General features: G+C 71.3%; 15 protein-coding genes, 1 tRNA gene and 1 pseudogene. 16 read left to right on the forward strand and 1 reads right to left on the reverse strand.

Annotated features, from left to right (window positions below):
- The first annotated feature begins 167 nt into the window (after nt 1-167).
- From MWM45_RS04475 to eno, 10 genes are all read left to right on the forward strand, one after another.
- A complete protein-coding gene (locus MWM45_RS04475; RefSeq protein WP_247828419.1) occupies nt 168-1,280 on the forward strand; it encodes a BMP family lipoprotein in 1,113 nt (370 codons plus the stop codon).
- A 173-nt stretch (nt 1,281-1,453) separates the two neighbouring features.
- On the forward strand, nt 1,454-2,998 hold the full coding sequence (locus tag MWM45_RS04480; RefSeq protein ID WP_247828420.1) for an ABC transporter ATP-binding protein: 1,545 nt from the start codon (nt 1,454-1,456) through the stop codon (nt 2,996-2,998).
- Nucleotides 2,995-4,392, forward strand: a complete 1,398-nt coding sequence (locus MWM45_RS04485; protein WP_418909731.1) for an ABC transporter permease — start codon at nt 2,995-2,997, stop codon at nt 4,390-4,392. Before MWM45_RS04480 ends, MWM45_RS04485 begins: the two co-directional genes overlap by 4 nt.
- Nucleotides 4,389-5,684: an ABC transporter permease gene (locus MWM45_RS04490; RefSeq protein ID WP_247828421.1), complete on the forward strand. Its 1,296-nt coding sequence runs from the start codon at nt 4,389-4,391 to the stop codon at nt 5,682-5,684. The genes MWM45_RS04485 and MWM45_RS04490 overlap by 4 nt, the downstream gene beginning before the upstream one ends.
- A gap of 11 nt (nt 5,685-5,695) precedes the next feature.
- Entirely contained in the window at nt 5,696-6,103 is a 408-nt protein-coding gene (locus MWM45_RS04495) for a cytidine deaminase (protein ID WP_247828422.1), read from the forward strand.
- A 55-nt stretch (nt 6,104-6,158) separates the two neighbouring features.
- Nucleotides 6,159-7,445, forward strand: coding sequence for a thymidine phosphorylase (locus MWM45_RS04500; protein ID WP_247828423.1), 1,287 nt, complete (start codon nt 6,159-6,161; stop codon nt 7,443-7,445).
- Nucleotides 7,446-7,726: 281 nt separating this feature from the next.
- On the forward strand, nt 7,727-8,413 hold the full coding sequence (locus MWM45_RS04505) for a DedA family protein (RefSeq protein WP_247829129.1): 687 nt from the start codon (nt 7,727-7,729) through the stop codon (nt 8,411-8,413).
- 24 nt (nt 8,414-8,437) lie between these two features.
- Nucleotides 8,438-9,595, forward strand: coding sequence for an adenosine deaminase (locus MWM45_RS04510; RefSeq protein WP_247828424.1), 1,158 nt, complete (start codon nt 8,438-8,440; stop codon nt 9,593-9,595).
- Between the two features lie 8 nt (nt 9,596-9,603).
- On the forward strand, nt 9,604-10,329 hold the full coding sequence (locus MWM45_RS04515; protein ID WP_247828425.1) for a MazG nucleotide pyrophosphohydrolase domain-containing protein: 726 nt from the start codon (nt 9,604-9,606) through the stop codon (nt 10,327-10,329).
- 157 nt (nt 10,330-10,486) lie between these two features.
- Nucleotides 10,487-11,767 (forward strand): phosphopyruvate hydratase, encoded by a 1,281-nt coding sequence (gene eno, locus MWM45_RS04520; protein WP_247828426.1) that lies wholly within the window; start codon nt 10,487-10,489, stop codon nt 11,765-11,767.
- Nucleotides 11,768-12,027: 260 nt separating this feature from the next.
- Here eno and MWM45_RS04525 read toward each other — a convergent pair whose 3' ends face one another.
- Nucleotides 12,028-12,324 (reverse strand): hypothetical protein, encoded by a 297-nt coding sequence (locus tag MWM45_RS04525; RefSeq protein WP_247828427.1) that lies wholly within the window; start codon nt 12,322-12,324, stop codon nt 12,028-12,030.
- On the opposite strand from MWM45_RS04525, the gene MWM45_RS04530 reads away from it, so the two are divergent.
- The 6 genes and pseudogenes from MWM45_RS04530 (at nt 12,299) to MWM45_RS04555 (ending at nt 17,580) form a co-directional block, all read left to right on the forward strand.
- Nucleotides 12,299-12,706: an FtsB family cell division protein gene (locus tag MWM45_RS04530; protein ID WP_247828428.1), complete on the forward strand. Its 408-nt coding sequence runs from the start codon at nt 12,299-12,301 to the stop codon at nt 12,704-12,706. The genes MWM45_RS04525 and MWM45_RS04530 overlap by 26 nt on opposite strands.
- An 89-nt stretch (nt 12,707-12,795) precedes the next feature.
- A pseudogene (locus MWM45_RS04535) lies at nt 12,796-13,293 on the forward strand (DUF501 domain-containing protein); the annotation flags it as partial.
- A gap of 216 nt (nt 13,294-13,509) precedes the next feature.
- Nucleotides 13,510-14,454, forward strand: a complete 945-nt coding sequence (locus MWM45_RS04540; protein ID WP_247829130.1) for a Ppx/GppA phosphatase family protein — start codon at nt 13,510-13,512, stop codon at nt 14,452-14,454.
- Nucleotides 14,455-14,458: 4 nt separating this feature from the next.
- Entirely contained in the window at nt 14,459-15,907 is a 1,449-nt protein-coding gene (locus MWM45_RS04545) for a S8 family serine peptidase (RefSeq protein ID WP_247828429.1), read from the forward strand.
- 34 nt (nt 15,908-15,941) lie between these two features.
- Entirely contained in the window at nt 15,942-17,381 is a 1,440-nt protein-coding gene (locus MWM45_RS04550) for an NAD(P)/FAD-dependent oxidoreductase (RefSeq protein ID WP_247828430.1), read from the forward strand.
- 126 nt (nt 17,382-17,507) lie between these two features.
- Nucleotides 17,508-17,580: transfer RNA gene (locus tag MWM45_RS04555), tRNA-Leu, on the forward strand.
- Nucleotides 17,581-17,682: the final 102 nt, after the last annotated feature.

Genomic DNA, 17,682 nt, shown 5'->3' on the forward strand with positions numbered 1-17,682 from the left:
TGTAGTGTTCCCCGTCACTTGGCCCTTAGGATGTTCGCATACGTGCTGCACCGACGGTGTCGCGGCGCCACGGTCTTCCAGTGACAACAGAGCCCCGGATCAATCGTGACCGGGATGGACACTCGCTGGAGTTCCTTCCCGTGGCGCATTTCTCTCCTGGAGGCATTTTGAAGAACTCACTGCGCAAAATTTCGCGCGGCACCGGCCTGTCCGCGGCCGTTCTCGGCGTATCGGCCCTCGTCCTCTCCGGCTGCGGGGCACCGCCGGCCGAGGAGTCGTCGGCCGGCGGCGCGAGCGCCGAGGCGAATTCCGACTACCTCGGCTGCATCGTCTCCGACTCCGGTGGATTCGACGACCGCTCGTTCAACCAGTCCAGCTACGAGGGTCTGAAGAAGGCCGAAGCGGACCTCGGCATCCAGATCAACCAGGCGGAGTCGCAGGCGGAGACTGATTTCGGTCCCAACGTCGACAGCATGGTCCAGGCGGGCTGCAACCTCACCGTCACCGTGGGCTTCCTGCTCGCCGACACCACCAAGGCCGCCGCCGAGCAGAACACCGAGGCCAATTTCGCGATCGTCGACGACAACTCGATCGACCTGCCGAACGTCAAGCCGATCATCTACGACACGGCGCAGGCCGCGTTCCTGGCCGGCTACGCGGCGGCCGCGACGAGCGAGACCGGCAAGGTGGCCACCTTCGGCGGCATCAACATCCCGACCGTGACCATCTTCATGGACGGCTTCGCCGACGGCGTCACCTACTTCAACGAGGAGACCGGCGGCGACGTCCAGCTCCTCGGCTGGGACAAGGAGAGCCAGAACGGCACCTTCGTGGGCAACTTCGAGGACCAGGCCGCGGGCAAGACCAACACCCAGAACTTCATCAACGAAGGCGCGGACATCATCATGCCCGTCGCCGGTCCGGTCGGTTCGGGCACGCTCGACGCCGTCATCGAGGCCAACGCGGGCGGCAAGGACGTCAAGGCCATCTGGGTCGACTCCGACGGCTACGAGACCGCGGGCAAGGGCGAGGAGTTCATCCTCACCTCGGTCATGAAGCTCATGGGCGACGCCGTCGAGGACGTCATCAGCACCGACGTCGAGGGCAACTTCGACAACACCCCGTACGTGGGCACCCTGGAGAACGGTGGCGTGGCACTGGCGCCGTTCCACGACCAGGAGGCCAACGTCCCCGCCGACCTGCAGGCGACGCTCGACGGGCTGAAGGAGCAGATCGTCTCGGGCGAGATCACGGTCGATTCGGCCGCCAGCCCGAAGTAGCACGGCAACGCACCAGGACCGCCTTCCTCCCGCGGGTAACGCCGGGAGGAAGGCGGTTTGCGTTTGACGCCGGTCGGTGCACCGATGCCCCGCCCGGTATCCTTCACGTGGCTTCCGCTCGATCCAGCGACGAGCCAGGACACGACAAGAGAACAGAACAGGTTGGATGAGTTGTGAAACTCGAACTGATCGGCATCACGAAGCGATTCGGATCGCTCGTCGCCAACGACTCCATCGATCTCGTCGTCGAACCGGGACAGGTGCACAGCCTGCTCGGTGAGAACGGGGCCGGGAAGTCGACGCTCATGAACGTGCTGTACGGACTGTACGACCCGACCGAGGGCGAGATCCTCGTCGACGACGAGCCGGTGACCTTCAAGGGTCCCGGGGACGCCATGGCCGCCGGGATCGGCATGGTGCACCAGCACTTCATGCTCGTGCCGGTCTTCACCGTGGCGGAGAACGTGGCGCTCGGCAACGAGGCCACGAAGGCGGGCGGCATGCTCGACCTGCAGAAGACGCGCACGCGCATCCGGCAGATCTCCGACCAGTACGGGTTCGACGTCGATCCCGACGCCGTGGTCGAGGATCTTCCGGTCGGTGTGCAGCAGCGCGTCGAGATCATCAAGGCCCTCGTGCGCGACGCCGAAGTGCTGATCCTCGACGAGCCCACCGCCGTGCTGACGCCCAAGGAGACCGACGAGCTGCTCGGCATCATGGGCCAGCTCAAGGCCGACGGGAAGTCCATCGTCTTCATCTCGCACAAGCTCCGCGAGGTCAAGGCCGTCTCCGACGTCATCACCGTCATCCGCCGCGGGAAGGTCGTCGGCACCGCCGATCCGAGCGCGTCGACCACCGAACTCGCGTCCCTCATGGTGGGGCGATCGGTCAGCCTCACGCTCGACAAGAAGCCTGCGACCCCCGGCGAGGTGACCTTCAGGGTCCGCGACCTCACGGTCCAGGCCGCCAACGGCCAGCGCGTCGTGGACGGCCTCAGCTTCGAGGTGGCGAAGGGGGAGATCCTTGCCATCGCCGGCGTCCAGGGCAACGGGCAGACCGAACTCACCGAGGCCATCATGGGGCTCCAGGGCCACGTCACGGGCTCGGTCACGCTCGGCGGCGAGGAACTCCTGGGCCGCAGCGTCAAGGACGTCATCCGCGCCGGCGTCGGGTTCGTCCCCGAGGACCGCAGCGTGGACGGGCTCGTCGGCACGTTCTCGGTCGCCGAGAACCTCGTCCTCAACCGGTACGACGACGCCCCGTTCGCCCGGGGCATGTCCATGTCGCCCGCGGTCATCGAGAAGAACGCCGAGGAGAAGATCGCGGAGTACGACATCCGTACGCAGTCGGCGTCCGCCGCGGCGGGAACTCTGTCCGGCGGGAACCAGCAGAAGGTCGTCATGGCCCGGGAGTTCTCGCGGCCGCTCGAACTGTTCATCGCCTCGCAGCCCACCCGCGGCGTCGACGTCGGATCCATCGAGTTCCTGCACCGGCGCATCGTCGCGGAGCGCGACGGCGGCACGCCCGTCATCATCGTCTCGACCGAGCTCGACGAGGTCCTGGAGCTCGCCGACCGGATCGCCGTGCTGTACCGCGGACGCCTCATGGGCATCGTGCCCGGCACGGCGTCGCGCGATGTGCTCGGCCTCATGATGGCCGGCATGGCCGGCGACGAAGCACTGGCCCAGGTACACGACGTTCAAGGAGGAACCCTGTGAGCCCGCAGGACGACAGGCCGGCCACCCCGGCGACCGACGGCGACGCTCCGCTGAGCCGTCGGGAAGCGAAGGAGGCCGCGCGCAAGGACGAGGTGCGGCTCGAGACCGCGGCCGAGACGGCGGGCGGGGAACTGCCCCCGCCCGCCGTGCCCGCCACCGCGGCCGGTCTCGGCGGCGGACCCGCGCCGGAATCGACGCTCCTGCAGCGCATCATGACCGGGAACGCGCTCGTCGCCTTCCTGTCCGTGGTCCTCTCCCTGGTCCTCGGCGGCCTGCTCATCGCCGTCACCGACGAGAACGTGGCCCGGGCGTCGTCGTACTTCTTCAGCCGGCCCCAGGACACCCTGGCGGCGGCCTGGACGGCGGCATCGGGCGCGTACATCGCCCTCTTCCAGGGCGCGGTGTTCAATTTCCAGGGGGAGACCTTCGCCCGGATGATCTACCCCCTGACGCAGACGCTGACGGTCGCCACGCCGCTCATCTGCGCCGGCCTGGGCGTGGCGCTCGCGTTCCGCGCGGGCCTGTTCAACATCGGCGCGCAGGGCCAGATCCTCATCGGTGCGACCTTCGCGGGCTGGGTCGGCTTCACGCTCCACCTCCCGGCCGGCATCCACCTGCTCCTCGTGATCCTCGCCGGCATGATCGGCGGTGCGATCTGGGCGGGGATCGTCGGAGTCCTCAAGGCACGCACAGGCGCCCACGAGGTCATCCTGACCATCATGTTCAACTACATCGCCGTCAACCTGGTCCTCTACTTCCTGAGCACCCCGGCGTTCCAGCGGCCGGGCTCCACGAACCCCATCAGCCCCCAGCTGGACGCGACGGCGCTCTACCCGCCGCTGCTCGGCGCGGGGTTCCGCCTGCACTGGGGCTTCGTCGTCGCCGTGCTGGCGACGTTCTTCGTGGCGTGGCTGCTCAACCGCTCGACGGTCGGCTTCGAGCTGCGCGCCATCGGGGCGAACCCCAGCGCCGCCCGCACCGCGGGCATCAGCGTCGGCAAGGGCTACATCCTGGCGATGGCCATCGCCGGAGCCCTCGCGGGACTCGCGGGCGTGGCGCAGGTGTCCGGCACCGAGAAGGTGCTGACCTCGGGCGTCGCGGCGAGCTTCGGCTTCGACGCGATCACCGTCGCCCTGCTCGGGCGTTCCACACCGTGGGGCACCTTCGCGGCGGGCATCCTGTTCGGCGCGTTCCGCGCCGGAGGCGTGACCATGCAGGCGTCGACCGGCACCAGCATCGACATCGTCCTCGTGGTGCAGTCGCTCATCGTCCTCTTCATCGCAGCGCCGCCGCTCGTCCGCGCGCTGTTCCGCCTCCCCGCACCCGGTGCCTCCCGCACCGGCAAGGGCGGTTCCACGACCCGTACGCCAGCCTCGACCGGAGCAGCAGCATGAGCACAGCAACCACCGAAGCGCCCGCGCGCGGCGACCGCGACGGCGGCGACGCCGGCGTGCGCAGCTGGAAGACACCGATCATCCTCGCCGTCGTCGCGCTCTTCTCCCTCCTGGTCTTCGCGATCGGGGCCCCGGACAACGACGTCACGTTCCGCCTCTCGGAGGACGGCGACGCGATCGTCCTGCCCGCGATCGTGGTGTCGGCGCCCGTCGTCGGCTGGATCACCGCCCTCGGGATGACCGCCCTGGCCGTCGTCGCGTTCCTGCGGACGCGCTCCGGCCGGACCGTGCCCACCTGGGTGCCGGCCGTGTTCGCCGTCCTGTTCCTCATCGCCTTCCTGACCTGGGTGGTGGGCAGCGCCCGCACACCGAACGTCGCCCTCTACGGCCTGCTCGCCGGGTCGGTGACCCTCGCTGTCCCGCTCATCTTCGGGTCGCTCTCGGGCATCCTGTGCGAGCGCTCCGGCGTCGTCAACATCGCCATCGAGGGGCAGCTGCTGTTCGGCGCCTTCGCCGCGGCCGTCGCCGCGTCGCTGTCCGGGAACGCGTTCGTCGGTCTCCTCGCGGCGGCCGTCGCCGGTGTCCTCGTGTCGCTCGTGCTCGCCGTCTTCAGCATCCGCTACGTCGTCAACCAGGTGATCGTCGGCGTCGTGCTCAACGTGCTGGTCTCCGGGCTCACCGGCTTCCTGTTCTCCGCCGTCCTCACCGAGGACCCGGAGCGGTGGAACTCGCCGCCGCGCCTGCCCATCATCGAGATCCCGCTGCTCTCGGACCTGCCCGTGATCGGGCCGATCCTCTTCGAGCAGACCATCGTGGGCTACCTGATGTACGTGGCGGTCGCCGTGATCTACGTGGCACTCTTCCATTCCCGCTGGGGCCTGCGGACCCGCGCGGTCGGGGAGCACCCGAAGGCCGCCGACACCCTGGGCGTCAACGTCAACCGGATGCGCTTCACCAACGTGCTGCTCGCCGGTGTCGTCGCGGGTATCGGCGGGTCCTTCTTCACGCTCGTCGCCGTCTCGGGCTTCGGACGCGACATGACGGCGGGCGCGGGCTACATCGCCCTGGCGGCCATGATCTTCGGCCGGTGGAACCCGATCGGGGCGTTCTTCGCGGCGCTGCTGTTCGGCTTCGCGACCAACCTGTCCAACGTGCTCAGCCTGCTCGGCACCCCGGTGCCGGACCAGTTCCTGCGCATGCTGCCCTACGTGGTGACGGTCTTCGCCGTCGCGGGCCTCGTGGGCCGCTCGAGGGCACCGGGAGCCAGCGGCATCCCGTACATCAAGGGCTAGGAGTACCCGTCATGACCGAGACCACGACCCCGGCCGGGATCCCCTGGGACACCCTCACCGCCGCCGCGACGGAGGCGATGAGGAATGCCTACGTCCCCTACTCGAAGTTCCCCGTCGGAGCGGCGGCACTCCTCGACGACGGCCGGATCATCTCCGGCTGCAACGTGGAGAACGCGTCCTACGGGCTGACCCTGTGCGCCGAATGCGCGCTCGTGAGTGCGCTGGCCATGAGCGGCGGCGGGCGCATCCGGGCCTTCAGCTGCGTGGACGGCGAGGGCAACACCCTCATGCCGTGCGGGCGCTGCCGCCAGCTGCTGTACGAGTTCCGGGCACCCGACATGGTGCTCCTGACCGTCAGCGGCATCCGCACCATGGACGAGGTCCTGCCGGACGCCTTCGGGCCCCAGCACCTCGCCTGAGCACCACCTTGCCTGAGCACCACATCCCACCCCCGAACAGATCCGAGGATCCTCCATGACCGAAGCCTTCGACGCCGTCGACATCATCCGTATCAAGCGCGACCGCGGCACCCTCTCGCCCGCGCAGATCGACTGGACCATCGACGCCTACACGCGCGGCGCCATCGCCGACGAGCAGATGGCCGCCCTCAACATGGCGATCCTCCTCAACGGCATGGACCGCGCGGAGATCTCCCGCTGGACCGCCGCGATGATCGCCTCGGGCGAGCGCATGGACTTCTCCTCGCTCGGCCGCCCGACGAGCGACAAGCACTCCACCGGCGGTGTGGGGGACAAGATCACGCTGCCGCTCGCACCCCTGGTCGCCGTGTTCGGCGTCGCCGTGCCGCAGCTCTCCGGCCGGGGCCTCGGCCACACCGGCGGCACCCTGGACAAGCTCGAGTCCATCCCCGGCTGGCAGGCGCACCTCAGCAACGAGGACATGCTGCGCCAGCTCGCCGAGGTCGGCGCGGTCATCTGCGCGGCCGGCACGGGCCTGGCGCCCGCCGACAAGAAGCTGTACGCGCTCCGCGACGTGACCGGCACCGTCGAGGCCATCCCCCTGATCGCGTCCTCGATCATGAGCAAGAAGATCGCGGAGGGCACCGGCTCGCTCGTCCTCGACGTCAAGGTGGGCAGCGGCGCGTTCATGAAGGACGAGGCCCGTGCCCGCGAGCTGGCCGAGACCATGGTGGCGCTCGGCAAGGACGCCGGCGTGAACACCGTCGCGCTCCTCACCGACATGAGCACCCCGCTCGGGCTCACCGCCGGGAACGCGATCGAGGTCGAGGAGTCCGTCGAGGTCCTCGCGGGCGGGGGCCCGTCCGACGTCGTCGAACTCACCGTCCGCCTCGCCGAGGAGATGCTCGCGTGTGCGGGCGTGCACGACGCCGATCCCGCCGCCGCCCTGAAGGACGGCCGCGCCATGGACGTGTGGAACAGGATGATCGAGGCGCAGGGCGGCGATCCGCGCGCAGCCCTGCCGGTCGCGAAGGAGTCCGAGGTCGTCCTCGCCCCGGCCGACGGCGTGCTCGTGGGCCTGGACGCACTCGCGGTCGGTGTCGCCGCGTGGCGCCTCGGCGCCGGCCGCGCCCGCAAGGAGGACCAGGTGCAGGCGGGCGCCGGCGTGCGGATGCACGCCAAGCCCGGCGCCACGGTGCGTGCGGGGGAGCCGCTGATGACGCTGCTCACCGACACCCCCGAGCGGTTCGAGCGTGCGCGCGAGGCGCTGGCGGACGCCGTCGTGATCGCGCCCGAGGGATCGCGCCCGGCGCAGCGGCTCATCATCGACCGCATCGCCTAGGCGTGCGCCCGGCAGGGTGAACCCCTAGGGGAGGTGCGGCCGGTCTCATCCGTGGGGGTGAGGCCGGCCGCCGCGTATCTCACCCGGAAGGCCGACGACCCGGCCCGCGGTGCGCCGGTAGCGTCGGAGCCGGACGCGGGAACGGAGGACGCGGCCCCGGGGGTGTCCGCGGGACCGCGGTCCGTGAGGCGTCAGGTCCCCGACCGGGCCGCCCACCCGGGCGGCCCGAGGCGCGGGGGCGACGGCGACAGGAACCCACGATGGATGCGATCACCACCGCACTGGACGGCATCAGCGACGGCGTCCTCGCGGCGGCCGGACAGCCCTGGGTGTACCTCCTCGTCCTCGCCTGCTGCGTCGTCGACGGCTTCTTCCCACCCGTGCCCAGCGAATCCGTGGTCGTCGGCCTGGCGTCCCTGATCGTCACGCAGGGTGTGCCCGACCCCTGGCTCCTGATCCTGGCTGCAGCGCTCGGAGCCTTCCTCGGCGACAACATCGCCTTCCTCCTCGGCCGATGGATCGGCACCGCGCGCTTCCGGTGGATGCGGCGGCCCCGGATGCAGCGCTCCTTCACCTGGGCGGGCAGGGAGCTCGCCAGGCGCGCGGCCTCGCTCATCCTGGTGGCGCGCTTCATCCCGATCGGCCGGGTCGCGGTGAATCTCACCGCGGGCGCGACCGGCTATTCCCGCCGCCGCTTCGTGGCCCTCACGGCCCTGTCCGGGGTGGTGTGGGCCGGGTACTCGGTCGGGATCGGCGCCGTCGCGGGCACCTGGTTCCAGCACAACCACCTGCTCGGGGTCGCCGTGGCCGTCGGGATCGCCGTCGTCATCGGTCTGGTGATGGACCGCGTGATCGCGCTCGTCCGCGGCTCCACCCCGCTGCAGGCCAGGCTCGGGGAGCCCGACGGGGAGCCCGCCGGCGGGCGCCGGGACCAGCCCGAACCGGCACGCGGGACGAGCCCGCGCTGATGCGCATCGCGTAGGCTGGGCAGCGTGACCCAGACCCAGAACGACGCCGTCCCCGACGCTGCCATCGACATCCGAACCCTCCCCAAGGTCTCCCTCCACGACCACCTCGACGGCGGGCTGCGGCCGGCCACCATCCTGGAGCTCGCCGCCTCGATCGGCCACGAGCTGCCGGCCTCCGACGCCGAGTCGCTCGGTGCCTGGTTCCGCGAATCGGCCGACTCGGGATCCCTCGAGCGGTACCTCGAGACGTTCGACCACACGATCGCCGTCATGCAGACCAGGGACGGGCTCATCCGGGTGGCACGCGAGTTCGTCGAGGACCTCGCGCTCGACGGCGTCGTCTACGGCGAGGTCCGCTGGGCCCCCGAACAGCACACGCAGCAGGGCCTGAGCCTGGACGAGGCCGTCGAGGCCGTGCAGGAGGGGCTCGAGGCGGGCGCCGCCGCGGCGATCGCCGCCGGCCGCGTCATCCAGGTGGGCCAGCTCGTCACCGCGATGCGGCACGCCGACCGCGCCCAGGAGATCGCCGAACTCGCCCTCCGCCACCGCGACCGCGGCGCCGTCGGCTTCGACATCGCCGGGGCGGAGAACGGCTTCCCCGCCTCCCGCTTCGCCGACGCCTTCACCTTCCTCGCCTCCGAGCAGTTCCCCGTGACCGTCCACGCCGGCGAGGCAGCGGGCCTGGACAGCATCCGGGACGCGCTCGTCTCCGGCCGCGCCCTGCGCCTCGGCCACGGCGTCCGCATCGCCGAGGACATCGAGATCGAGGAATCCGCGGACGAGCAGGCCGCCGACGGCGAGGAGATCGGCATCGCGAACCTCGGCCTGGTCGCGTCGTGGGTCCGGGACCGGGGGATCGCCCTCGAGCTGTGCCCGTCCTCGAACCTGCAGACCGGGGCCATCGAGGCCTTCGGCACCACGATCGACGCCCACCCCTTCGACCTCCTCTACCAGCTGGGCTTCAAGGTCACCGTCAACACCGACAACCGCCTCATGAGCGGAGTCACGCTCACCGGTGAGTTCGAGCTGCTCGTCGACACCTTCGGCTACGACCTCGGCGACCTCCTCGCCCTGACCCTGAACGCCGTCGACGCCGCGTTCCTGCCGCTCGAGGACCGCGAGGCCCTGGCCGAGTACGTCGCACAGCGGTTCGACGCCGCCGCCGGGCTGGCGTCCACCTGAGCCACCCCGTGCAGCACGCGGCAGCACCACGCGACGCCGTGCCCGGGAACCCGCCGGGCACGGCGGTGGAGCGCCTCGTGGAGGTGGTCGACCTGCTGCGCCGCCACTGCCCGTGGACGGCCGCCCTGGACCACGCGGCGCTGCTCGAGTACCTCGTGGAGGAGACGTACGAGCTCTACGAGGCGGTCGACGACGTCGCGCGCGCCGAGGCGCCGGAGCAGGAACTCCTCGACGAGCTCCGGGGCGAGCTCGGCGACGTCCTGTTCCAGGTGGTCCTCCATGCACAGCTCCGGGCCGAGGCCGGGTCCTTCGGGTTCGCCGTCGTGGCCGAGGGGCTCACCGACAAGCTGGTGCGCCGGAACCCGCACGTGTTCGCGGCGGACGGGAGCCTGCGCACCGCGACGCCCGCGGACGGGGGGACCGGGACACCGCCGTCGGTCGACGGCATCGTCGCGACGTGGCGGGCCGTGAAGGCGCAGGAGCGGCCGGCCCGCACCTCGCCGTTCGACGGCATCCCCCACCACCTCCCCGCGCTGGCCTTCGCGGCGAAGACCCTCGGGCGCGCCGGAGACGGGCGCGCAGGGGAGGGCCGGCAGGAGCAGGGGAGCGAGGCCGAGCTCGGCAAGGAGCTGCTCGCCGTGGTCCGCCGGGCGCTCGGTGCGGGCCTCGACCCGGAGCGCGCCCTGCGCCGCGCCGTCCTGGACTACCAGCGGGACGCCCTCGACAGGGCGTGAGCCCGGCCCGGACCCGCCCGTCCATGTCACAACCGCGTGACCCACGGCACCGCCGGGACGGACGTGAACTAGGCTGGGAGCAACACCTCCGTTGCTTATGACAAAGACGTCCCAACAAGATGTTGACCCCTACACTCCAACGAAGAGGAGCTATTCCATGGCCATTATCGATGCCATCCACGCGAGGGAGATCCTCGACTCCCGCGGAAACCCCACGGTCGAGGTCGAGGTACTGCTCGACGACGACACCTTCGGCCGCGCGGCCGTCCCCTCCGGCGCGTCCACCGGTGCGTTCGAAGCGAACGAACGCCGTGACGGCGAGAAGGACCGCTACCTCGGGAAGGGCGTCCTGCAGGCCGTCGAAGCCGTGATCGAGCAGATCCAGCCGGCCCTCCTCGGATTCGACGCCGCCGACCAGCGCGCGATCGACCAGGCGATGATCGACCTGGACGGCACCGAGAACAAGTCCAACCTGGGCGCCAACGCGATGCTCGGTGTCTCCCTCGCCATCGCCCGCGCCGCCGCGGAGTCCTCGACCCTCCCGCTGTACCGCTACCTCGGCGGCCCGAACGCGCACGTGCTGCCCGTCCCCCTCATGAACATCCTCAACGGCGGATCCCACGCCGACTCCGACGTCGACATCCAGGAGTTCATGATCGTGCCGCTCGGCGCGCAGACCTACTCCGAGGGGCTCCGCTGGGGCGTCGAGGTGTACCACGAGCTCAAGTCCGTGCTGAAGGAGAAGGGCCTGGCCACGGGCCTCGGCGACGAGGGCGGCTTCGCCCCGAACCTGCCGTCCAACCGCGACGCCCTGGACCTCATCACCACCGCCATCGAGCGCGCCGGCTACACGCCCGGCACCGACATCGCCTTCGCCCTCGACGTCGCCGCGTCCGAGTTCTACAAGGACGGCGCGTACCAGTTCGAGGGCAAGTCCCTCAGCACCCAGGAGATGAGCGCCTACTACGAGGAGCTCGTCCGCGACTACCCGCTCGTCTCCATCGAGGACCCGCTCGACGAGGACGACTGGGAAGGCTGGAAGCACCTCACCGACGCGCTCGGCGACAAGGTGCAGATCGTCGGCGACGACCTCTTCGTCACGAACCCCACGCGCCTCGCCAAGGGCATCTCCACCGGTACGGCGAACTCGCTGCTGGTCAAGGTCAACCAGATCGGCACCCTGACCGAGACGCTCGACGCCATCTCGATGGCCCAGCGTGCCGGCTACACGACGATCACCTCGCACCGTTCCGGCGAGACCGAGGACACCACGATCGCCGACATCTGCGTGGCCACCAATGCCGGCCAGATCAAGACCGGCGCACCCGCCCGGAGCGAGCGGGTCGCGAAGTACAACCAGCTGCTCCGCATCGAGGAGGAGCTCGACGACGCCGCACGCTACGCCGGTCGCAGCGCCTTCCCGCGTTTCACGGCCTAGGTGATCCGCAGTTGATCGAGAGGGCGGCTACCCTCGTTAGACGGGCTCCGTGAGGGACCCGCGCGACTACACGCGACAGCATCGACGAGGAGCTCCATGACCGTCCGCCGCCCTAACGTGCCGCGAGCCGGCCGCCCGACGCCTGCGGCGGAGGAGCGGCCGGCCGCGGGTGCGTCCAAGGGCCAGCCCCCTGCCCACGGCTCCCGGTCCGCCGGGGCATCGGCGCAACCCGGGTCCGGTGCCGGTGGACGGGGTCCCGATCATGCGCCGGCGAGCCCACGCTCCGCCGGATCCCCGCCGCGGACGCCGTCCACCCCGCGCGCCGCGGGTCCGTCGGCGACGAAGGATCCGCGGACCGCCCCGGGCTCCGGCGCACCGCGCGTCCGCGCAGGAACGACCGGGACGACGCCGGCCCGACCACCGCGCCCGAACGCCGCCGCGGCGTCGGCCTCCGCGGCGAGGGCGGCGGAACGGTCCCAGCTCGCCGGCAGCATCCGGCGCGGGCGGCTCGGCTCCAGGCGCGCGGAGTCGGTGATCGAGCCGGCCGAGGAAGCCACACCCATCCCGGCGAAGGCCTTCTCGGGGCGCCTGTTGGCCCTCGCCGTCGTCCTCGTCGCAGTCATCGTGCTGCTGGCGCCGTCGGTGAGCCGCTACCTGCAGCAGCAGACCGAACTCGAGGCCCTCCGCGCGGACATCGCCGCGCAGCAGCAGCAGCAGGCCGACTACACGGCGGAACTCGCGCGCTGGGACGATCCCGCCTTCGTGAAGCAGCAGGCCCGCGAGCGGATCTTCCTCGTGATGCCGGGGGAGACCCGCTACCTCGTCAAGGGCGGCGACGGCATCGAGGAGAGCACGGGCGAGGGATCGGCCGTCGAGCCCACCGACCTGCCCTGGGTGGACTCCCTGTGGAACTCGGTCGCCCGCGCGGCGACGGACTGAGCGACGGCGCCCCGCCCCGGGGGCGAGGCCCCGTCGGATCGGGTGCTGCGACGGACCGCACGCCCGCCGCGCACCAGGAAAGGAACAGCGTGACCCAGCACCGCCAGCACGACGCCCCCGAGGACCGACGGGCGACGGATCCCAGGACCCCGAGCGCGCGCGACCTCGACGTCCTCAGCCGCCAGTTGGGGCGTCCCGTCCGCGACGTCGTCGAGATCGGAGCCCGGTGCGTCTGCGGGAACCCGCTCGTCGCCACCACGGCTCCGCGCCTGTCCAACGGCATCCCGTTCCCCACCACCTACTACCTGGCGCACCCCGTCGTCACGGCGGCGGTCTCCCGCCTCGAGGCCGACGGCGTGATGACCGCGATGAGCGACAGGCTCACCCGGGACCCCGACCTCGCGGACCGCTACCGGGCGGCGCACCTCGCGTACCTGGCGGCGCGCGACGCGGTCGGGGAGCGCGCCGGCACGGGCCCGGTCCCGGAGATCGACGGCGTCTCCGCCGGCGGGATGCCGACGCGCGTCAAGTGCCTCCACGTGCTGGTGGGCCACTCCCTCGCAGCCGGTCCCGGCGTGAATCCGCTCGGTGACGAGGCGATCATCGCCATCGCCCCCTGGTGGACGCCGGACCGCTGCTCCTGCGACGGGGCGTGGGACACCACGGGCCAGGCACCCCACTCGGACCTGAGCCGACACACCAGGACGCAGGGACTCGGCCCCGAGGAGCTCGAGGCGAAGCGGGCTGCACGCCGACGCAGCGCCGCCGGCGCGTCCACCACCCCACCCCCGCGAGGAGACGCCATGCGCACCGCTGCCATCGACTGCGGCACCAACTCGATCCGCCTGCTCATCGCCGACGTCCAGGACGGCGTCCTGACCGACGTCGTGCGCCTCATGCGCGTGGTGCGCCTCGGTGAGGGCGTCGACGCGACCGGGCGCCTGTCCGAGGCCGCCCTCGCGCGCACCTTCGCCGCGACCGAGGAGTACGCGGCGCTGATCGCGCAGCACGGGAACCCGCCGGTGCGCTTCGTGGCGACGTCGGCATCGAGGGACGCCGAGAACCGGCAGGACTTCGTGGACGGCATCCGGGCACGCCTCGGCGTCGAGCCCGAGGTCGTCTCCGGGGACGAGGAGGCGCGGCTGTCCTTCGACGGTGCCGTCAGCGTGCTGGCGACGGACGCCCACGAGACCGTCCTCGTGATCGATCTCGGCGGCGGCAGCACGGAGTTCGTGGCGGGCACGGCCGAGGGGCTGGTCGGAGCGCTGAGCACGGACATGGGCTGCGTGCGCTTCACGGAGCGTTTCCTCCGGGACGATCCGCCGTCCGGGGAGCAGATCACGGCGATGGAGGCCGAGGTCGGGCGGCTCATCGACCAGGCGGCCGCCCGGGTGCCGCTGGACCGTGTCACGAAGATCGTCGGCGTGGCCGGCAGCATCACCACGGTGACCGCGCACGCCCTCGATCTCCCCGCCTACGAGGCCGAGCGCATCCACGGCGCCGAACTGCCCATCCCGGCGATCTCCGGGGCGGCGTCGGACCTCCTCCACAGGCCGCGCGCGGAGCGCGCGGCACTGCCCTACATGCATCCCGGCCGGGTGGACGTCATCGGCGCCGGCGCCCTGATCTGGAGGACGATCCTGGAGCGCGTGGCGGTCCTGACCGACGGGCGGGTCGCCACCGCCATCGCGAGCGAGCACGACATCCTCGACGGCATAGCGTTGAGCGTCGCCCGGCAGGGCTCGTGAGTTGATGCCCACGCCACGCCGCGCGGCCGCCCGGACGGGGACAGCCGTCGTCGTCGCCCTCACCGTCCTGCTGCAGGCAGCCCTGCCGGCTGCCGCCGACCAGGTGCGCGCCAAGGAGTACTGGCTCGAGGACTACGGCATCGCCGAGGCGTGGGAGAGCACGCAGGGCGAGGGCGTCACGGTCGCCGTGATCGACAGCGGCGTCGACGCGACGCACCCGGACCTCGCCGGAGCCGTGGCCGGCGGGACGGACGCCTCGGGCGCCGGGGACCCGGGTGGACTGCGCGGCATCGGTGAGGTCCCGAGCCACGGGACCCTGGTCAGCACGCTCCTGGCGGGCCGAGGACACACCGACGCACCGGCGCCCGCCGCCCCTGCGCCCAGGCCCTCCGGCACGAGCAGCGCCACGGCGACACCCTCGGCGGAGACGGCGCCGTTCGCCCAGTACGGGGAAGGTCCGGACGGCATCGTCGGCGTCGCGCCGAAGGCCGACCTGCTCGCGGTGTCCGTCTGGATCGAGGGGCCCAACGGCGGCCCCAACCCGGCCGGCATCTCCGTCGACGAGCAGGTGCCCGACGCCGTCCGCTGGGCCGTGGACAACGGCGCGGACGTCATCAACATGTCCCTCGGCAGCACCAGCACGGCCTGGCCCGAGAGCTGGGACGACGCCTTCCTCCACGCCGAACAGAACGACGTCGTGATCGTCGCCGCGGCCGGCAACCGTGCCGGGGGACTGACGCAGGTCGGCGCCCCCGCCACGATCCCCGGCGTCCTCGCCGTCGCGGGCCTCGACCGGTCGGGCCTGGCCAGCGACGAGGCGTCCAGCGAAGGCATCAGCATCGCGGTCGCGGCTCCCTCCGAGAACCTCGTGGGAGGACTCCCCGGCGGGTTCTACGCCGAGTGGTCCGGGACGTCCGGCGCGGCGCCCCTCGTCGCCGGTGTGGCAGCCCTGATCCGGTCGCGGTACCCGGAGCTCTCGGCCGCGCAGGTCGTCAACCGCATCGTGGGTACGGCGAAGGACGCCGGGGCGCCCGGGTTCGACACCCTGTACGGCTACGGGGTCCTGGACGTGGCAGCAGCCGTGAACAGCGACCTCCAGGTGCCCGAGCAGAACCGGCTGGGCAGCATGGCCCAGTGGATCGAGCTGTACCGGCGGGGTGGCCAGAGCCCGGCGCCGGCACCGGTTCCCCCCGGCGAGCAGGCAGCGGAGGTCATCCCTGCCCCGCCCGCCCCGCAGGCGGAGGATCCACTCGTCTCGGTCCACAACATCCCGGCTGTCGTGGTGCTCGGGTTCGCGGCCCTGGTGCTCGCCATGCTCGTGGGGGGCGCCCTGCACGTCGCTCGCGTCCGGCGGCGTGAGGCGGGCGCGGGAGGGCGGACGGCGGACGACGAGCGGACCGCCGGGGACCACGAGCCGGGCCGTGGAGAGGTCCCGGGGGCCTCGCCGAGCTAGTGAAGATTTTCACAAAGTCCGGTAGCATCGAGGAATGGCATCGAACCCACACTTCTCTGATCGCCCGCGCATCCTCGTCGTCGGCGGCGGCTACGTCGGCCTGTACGTGGCGCACAGGCTCCAGAAAAAGGTCAAGGACCACGGCGGCATCGTGACGCTGGTGGATCCCCTGCCCTACATGACGTACCAGCCGTTCCTCCCCGAGGTGGCGGCCGGAAGTATCGAGCCGCGCCACGCGATCGTGTCCCACCGCAAGCACCTGAAGAAGACGGAGCTCATCTCGGGCAAGGTCACGTCGATCGACCACGCGGGCCGCACCGCGACGATCGCCCCCTCTGGCGGCGGGGAGTCCTTCCAGCTCGGCTACACGGACGTCGTCGTCGCCGCGGGTTCCATCACGCGCACCTTCCCGATCGACGGCCTGAAGGACCAGGGCATCGGCCTGAAGACGATCGAGGAGGCCGTCGCCCTGCGCGACCGCATGCTCGAGCGCATCGAGACCGGCTCCGTCCTCCCCGAGGGCCCCGAGCGTGACCGCGCGCTCACCTTCGTGGTGGTCGGCGGCGGCTTCGCCGGTATCGAGACCATCACGGAGATGGAGGACGCGGCACGCGACGCCGTGAAGGCCAACCCGCGCCTCAGCCGCGACGACCTGCGCTTCGTCCTGGTCGAGGCCATGGGGCGCATCATGCCCGAGGTCACGGCCGAGCAGGCCGAGTGGGTCGTGGAGCACCTCCGCTCACGCCAGATCGAGGTCCTGCTGAACACCTCGCTCTCCAGCGCCGTCGACGGCACCCTGAAGCTCATCAACATGCCGGACAAGACCCCGGCCGACGAGTTCGAGACCGACACCCTCATCTGGACCGCCGGTGTCCAGGCGAACCCCGTGGTCCGCTCCACGGACTTCCCCGTGGACGAGCGCGGCCGTGTCCGTGCCTCCGCGGAACTGCGGATCACCGGCGACGACGGGCCCATCGAGCACGCGTGGACCGCCGGCGACGTCGCAGCCGTCCCCGATCTCACCGGTGGGGGAGTGGGAGGCTTCTGCGTCCCCAACGCCCAGCACGCCGTCCGCCAGGCCAAGCTGCTGGCCGCCAACATCCTCGCCGCGAACTACGGTGTGGACGAGGTCAAGGAGTACCGCCACACCAACCTCGGCGCCGTCGCCGGCTTCGGCCAGTTCAAGGGCGTCGCGAACATCATGGGCTTCGGCATGAAGGGCTTCCCGGCCTGGCTCGCGCACCGCGGCTACCACGGCTTCGCGATGCCCATGTACGAGCGCAAGGCGCGCGTCATCGTGAACTGGAGCATGAGCTTCCTCTTCGGCCGGGACCTCGCCCCGATCTCCGACCTGCAGACCCCCCAGCGCCAGTTCCGCGAAGCGGCCACCCCGCCGCCGAAGAAGGACACCGCCCTGCAGAGCCAGCCGCCCACGCCGGCAGGCACGGCGGCCTCCGCGAAGGCTACCGCCTGAGCATCGCGCAGCACACGTAAGGAGAACGACGGCGACCCGCAGGGGGTCGCCGTCGTTCTGCGTCTCCCGCCGGATCCGACGCCGGTGGGCCGGGCCGCCCCCGCGGTAGGCTGGAGCGTCCGGTCGGCCCCAGTAGCCCAATGGCAGAGGCAGCAGACTTAAAATCTGTTCAGTCAGGGTTCGAGTCCCTGCTGGGGCACCCCTTCCCGCGCCGGGAGGTCACCGGGATCGTCCGCCGGACATCCGCGGAGCGCTTCGTCGGGACGAGATAGGCAGAATACTGATCAGTGCCGCCTGTCAA

The sequence above is a fragment of the Arthrobacter antioxidans genome, from assembly GCF_023100725.1.
GTDB classification, from domain to species: domain Bacteria; phylum Actinomycetota; class Actinomycetes; order Actinomycetales; family Micrococcaceae; genus Arthrobacter_D; species Arthrobacter_D antioxidans.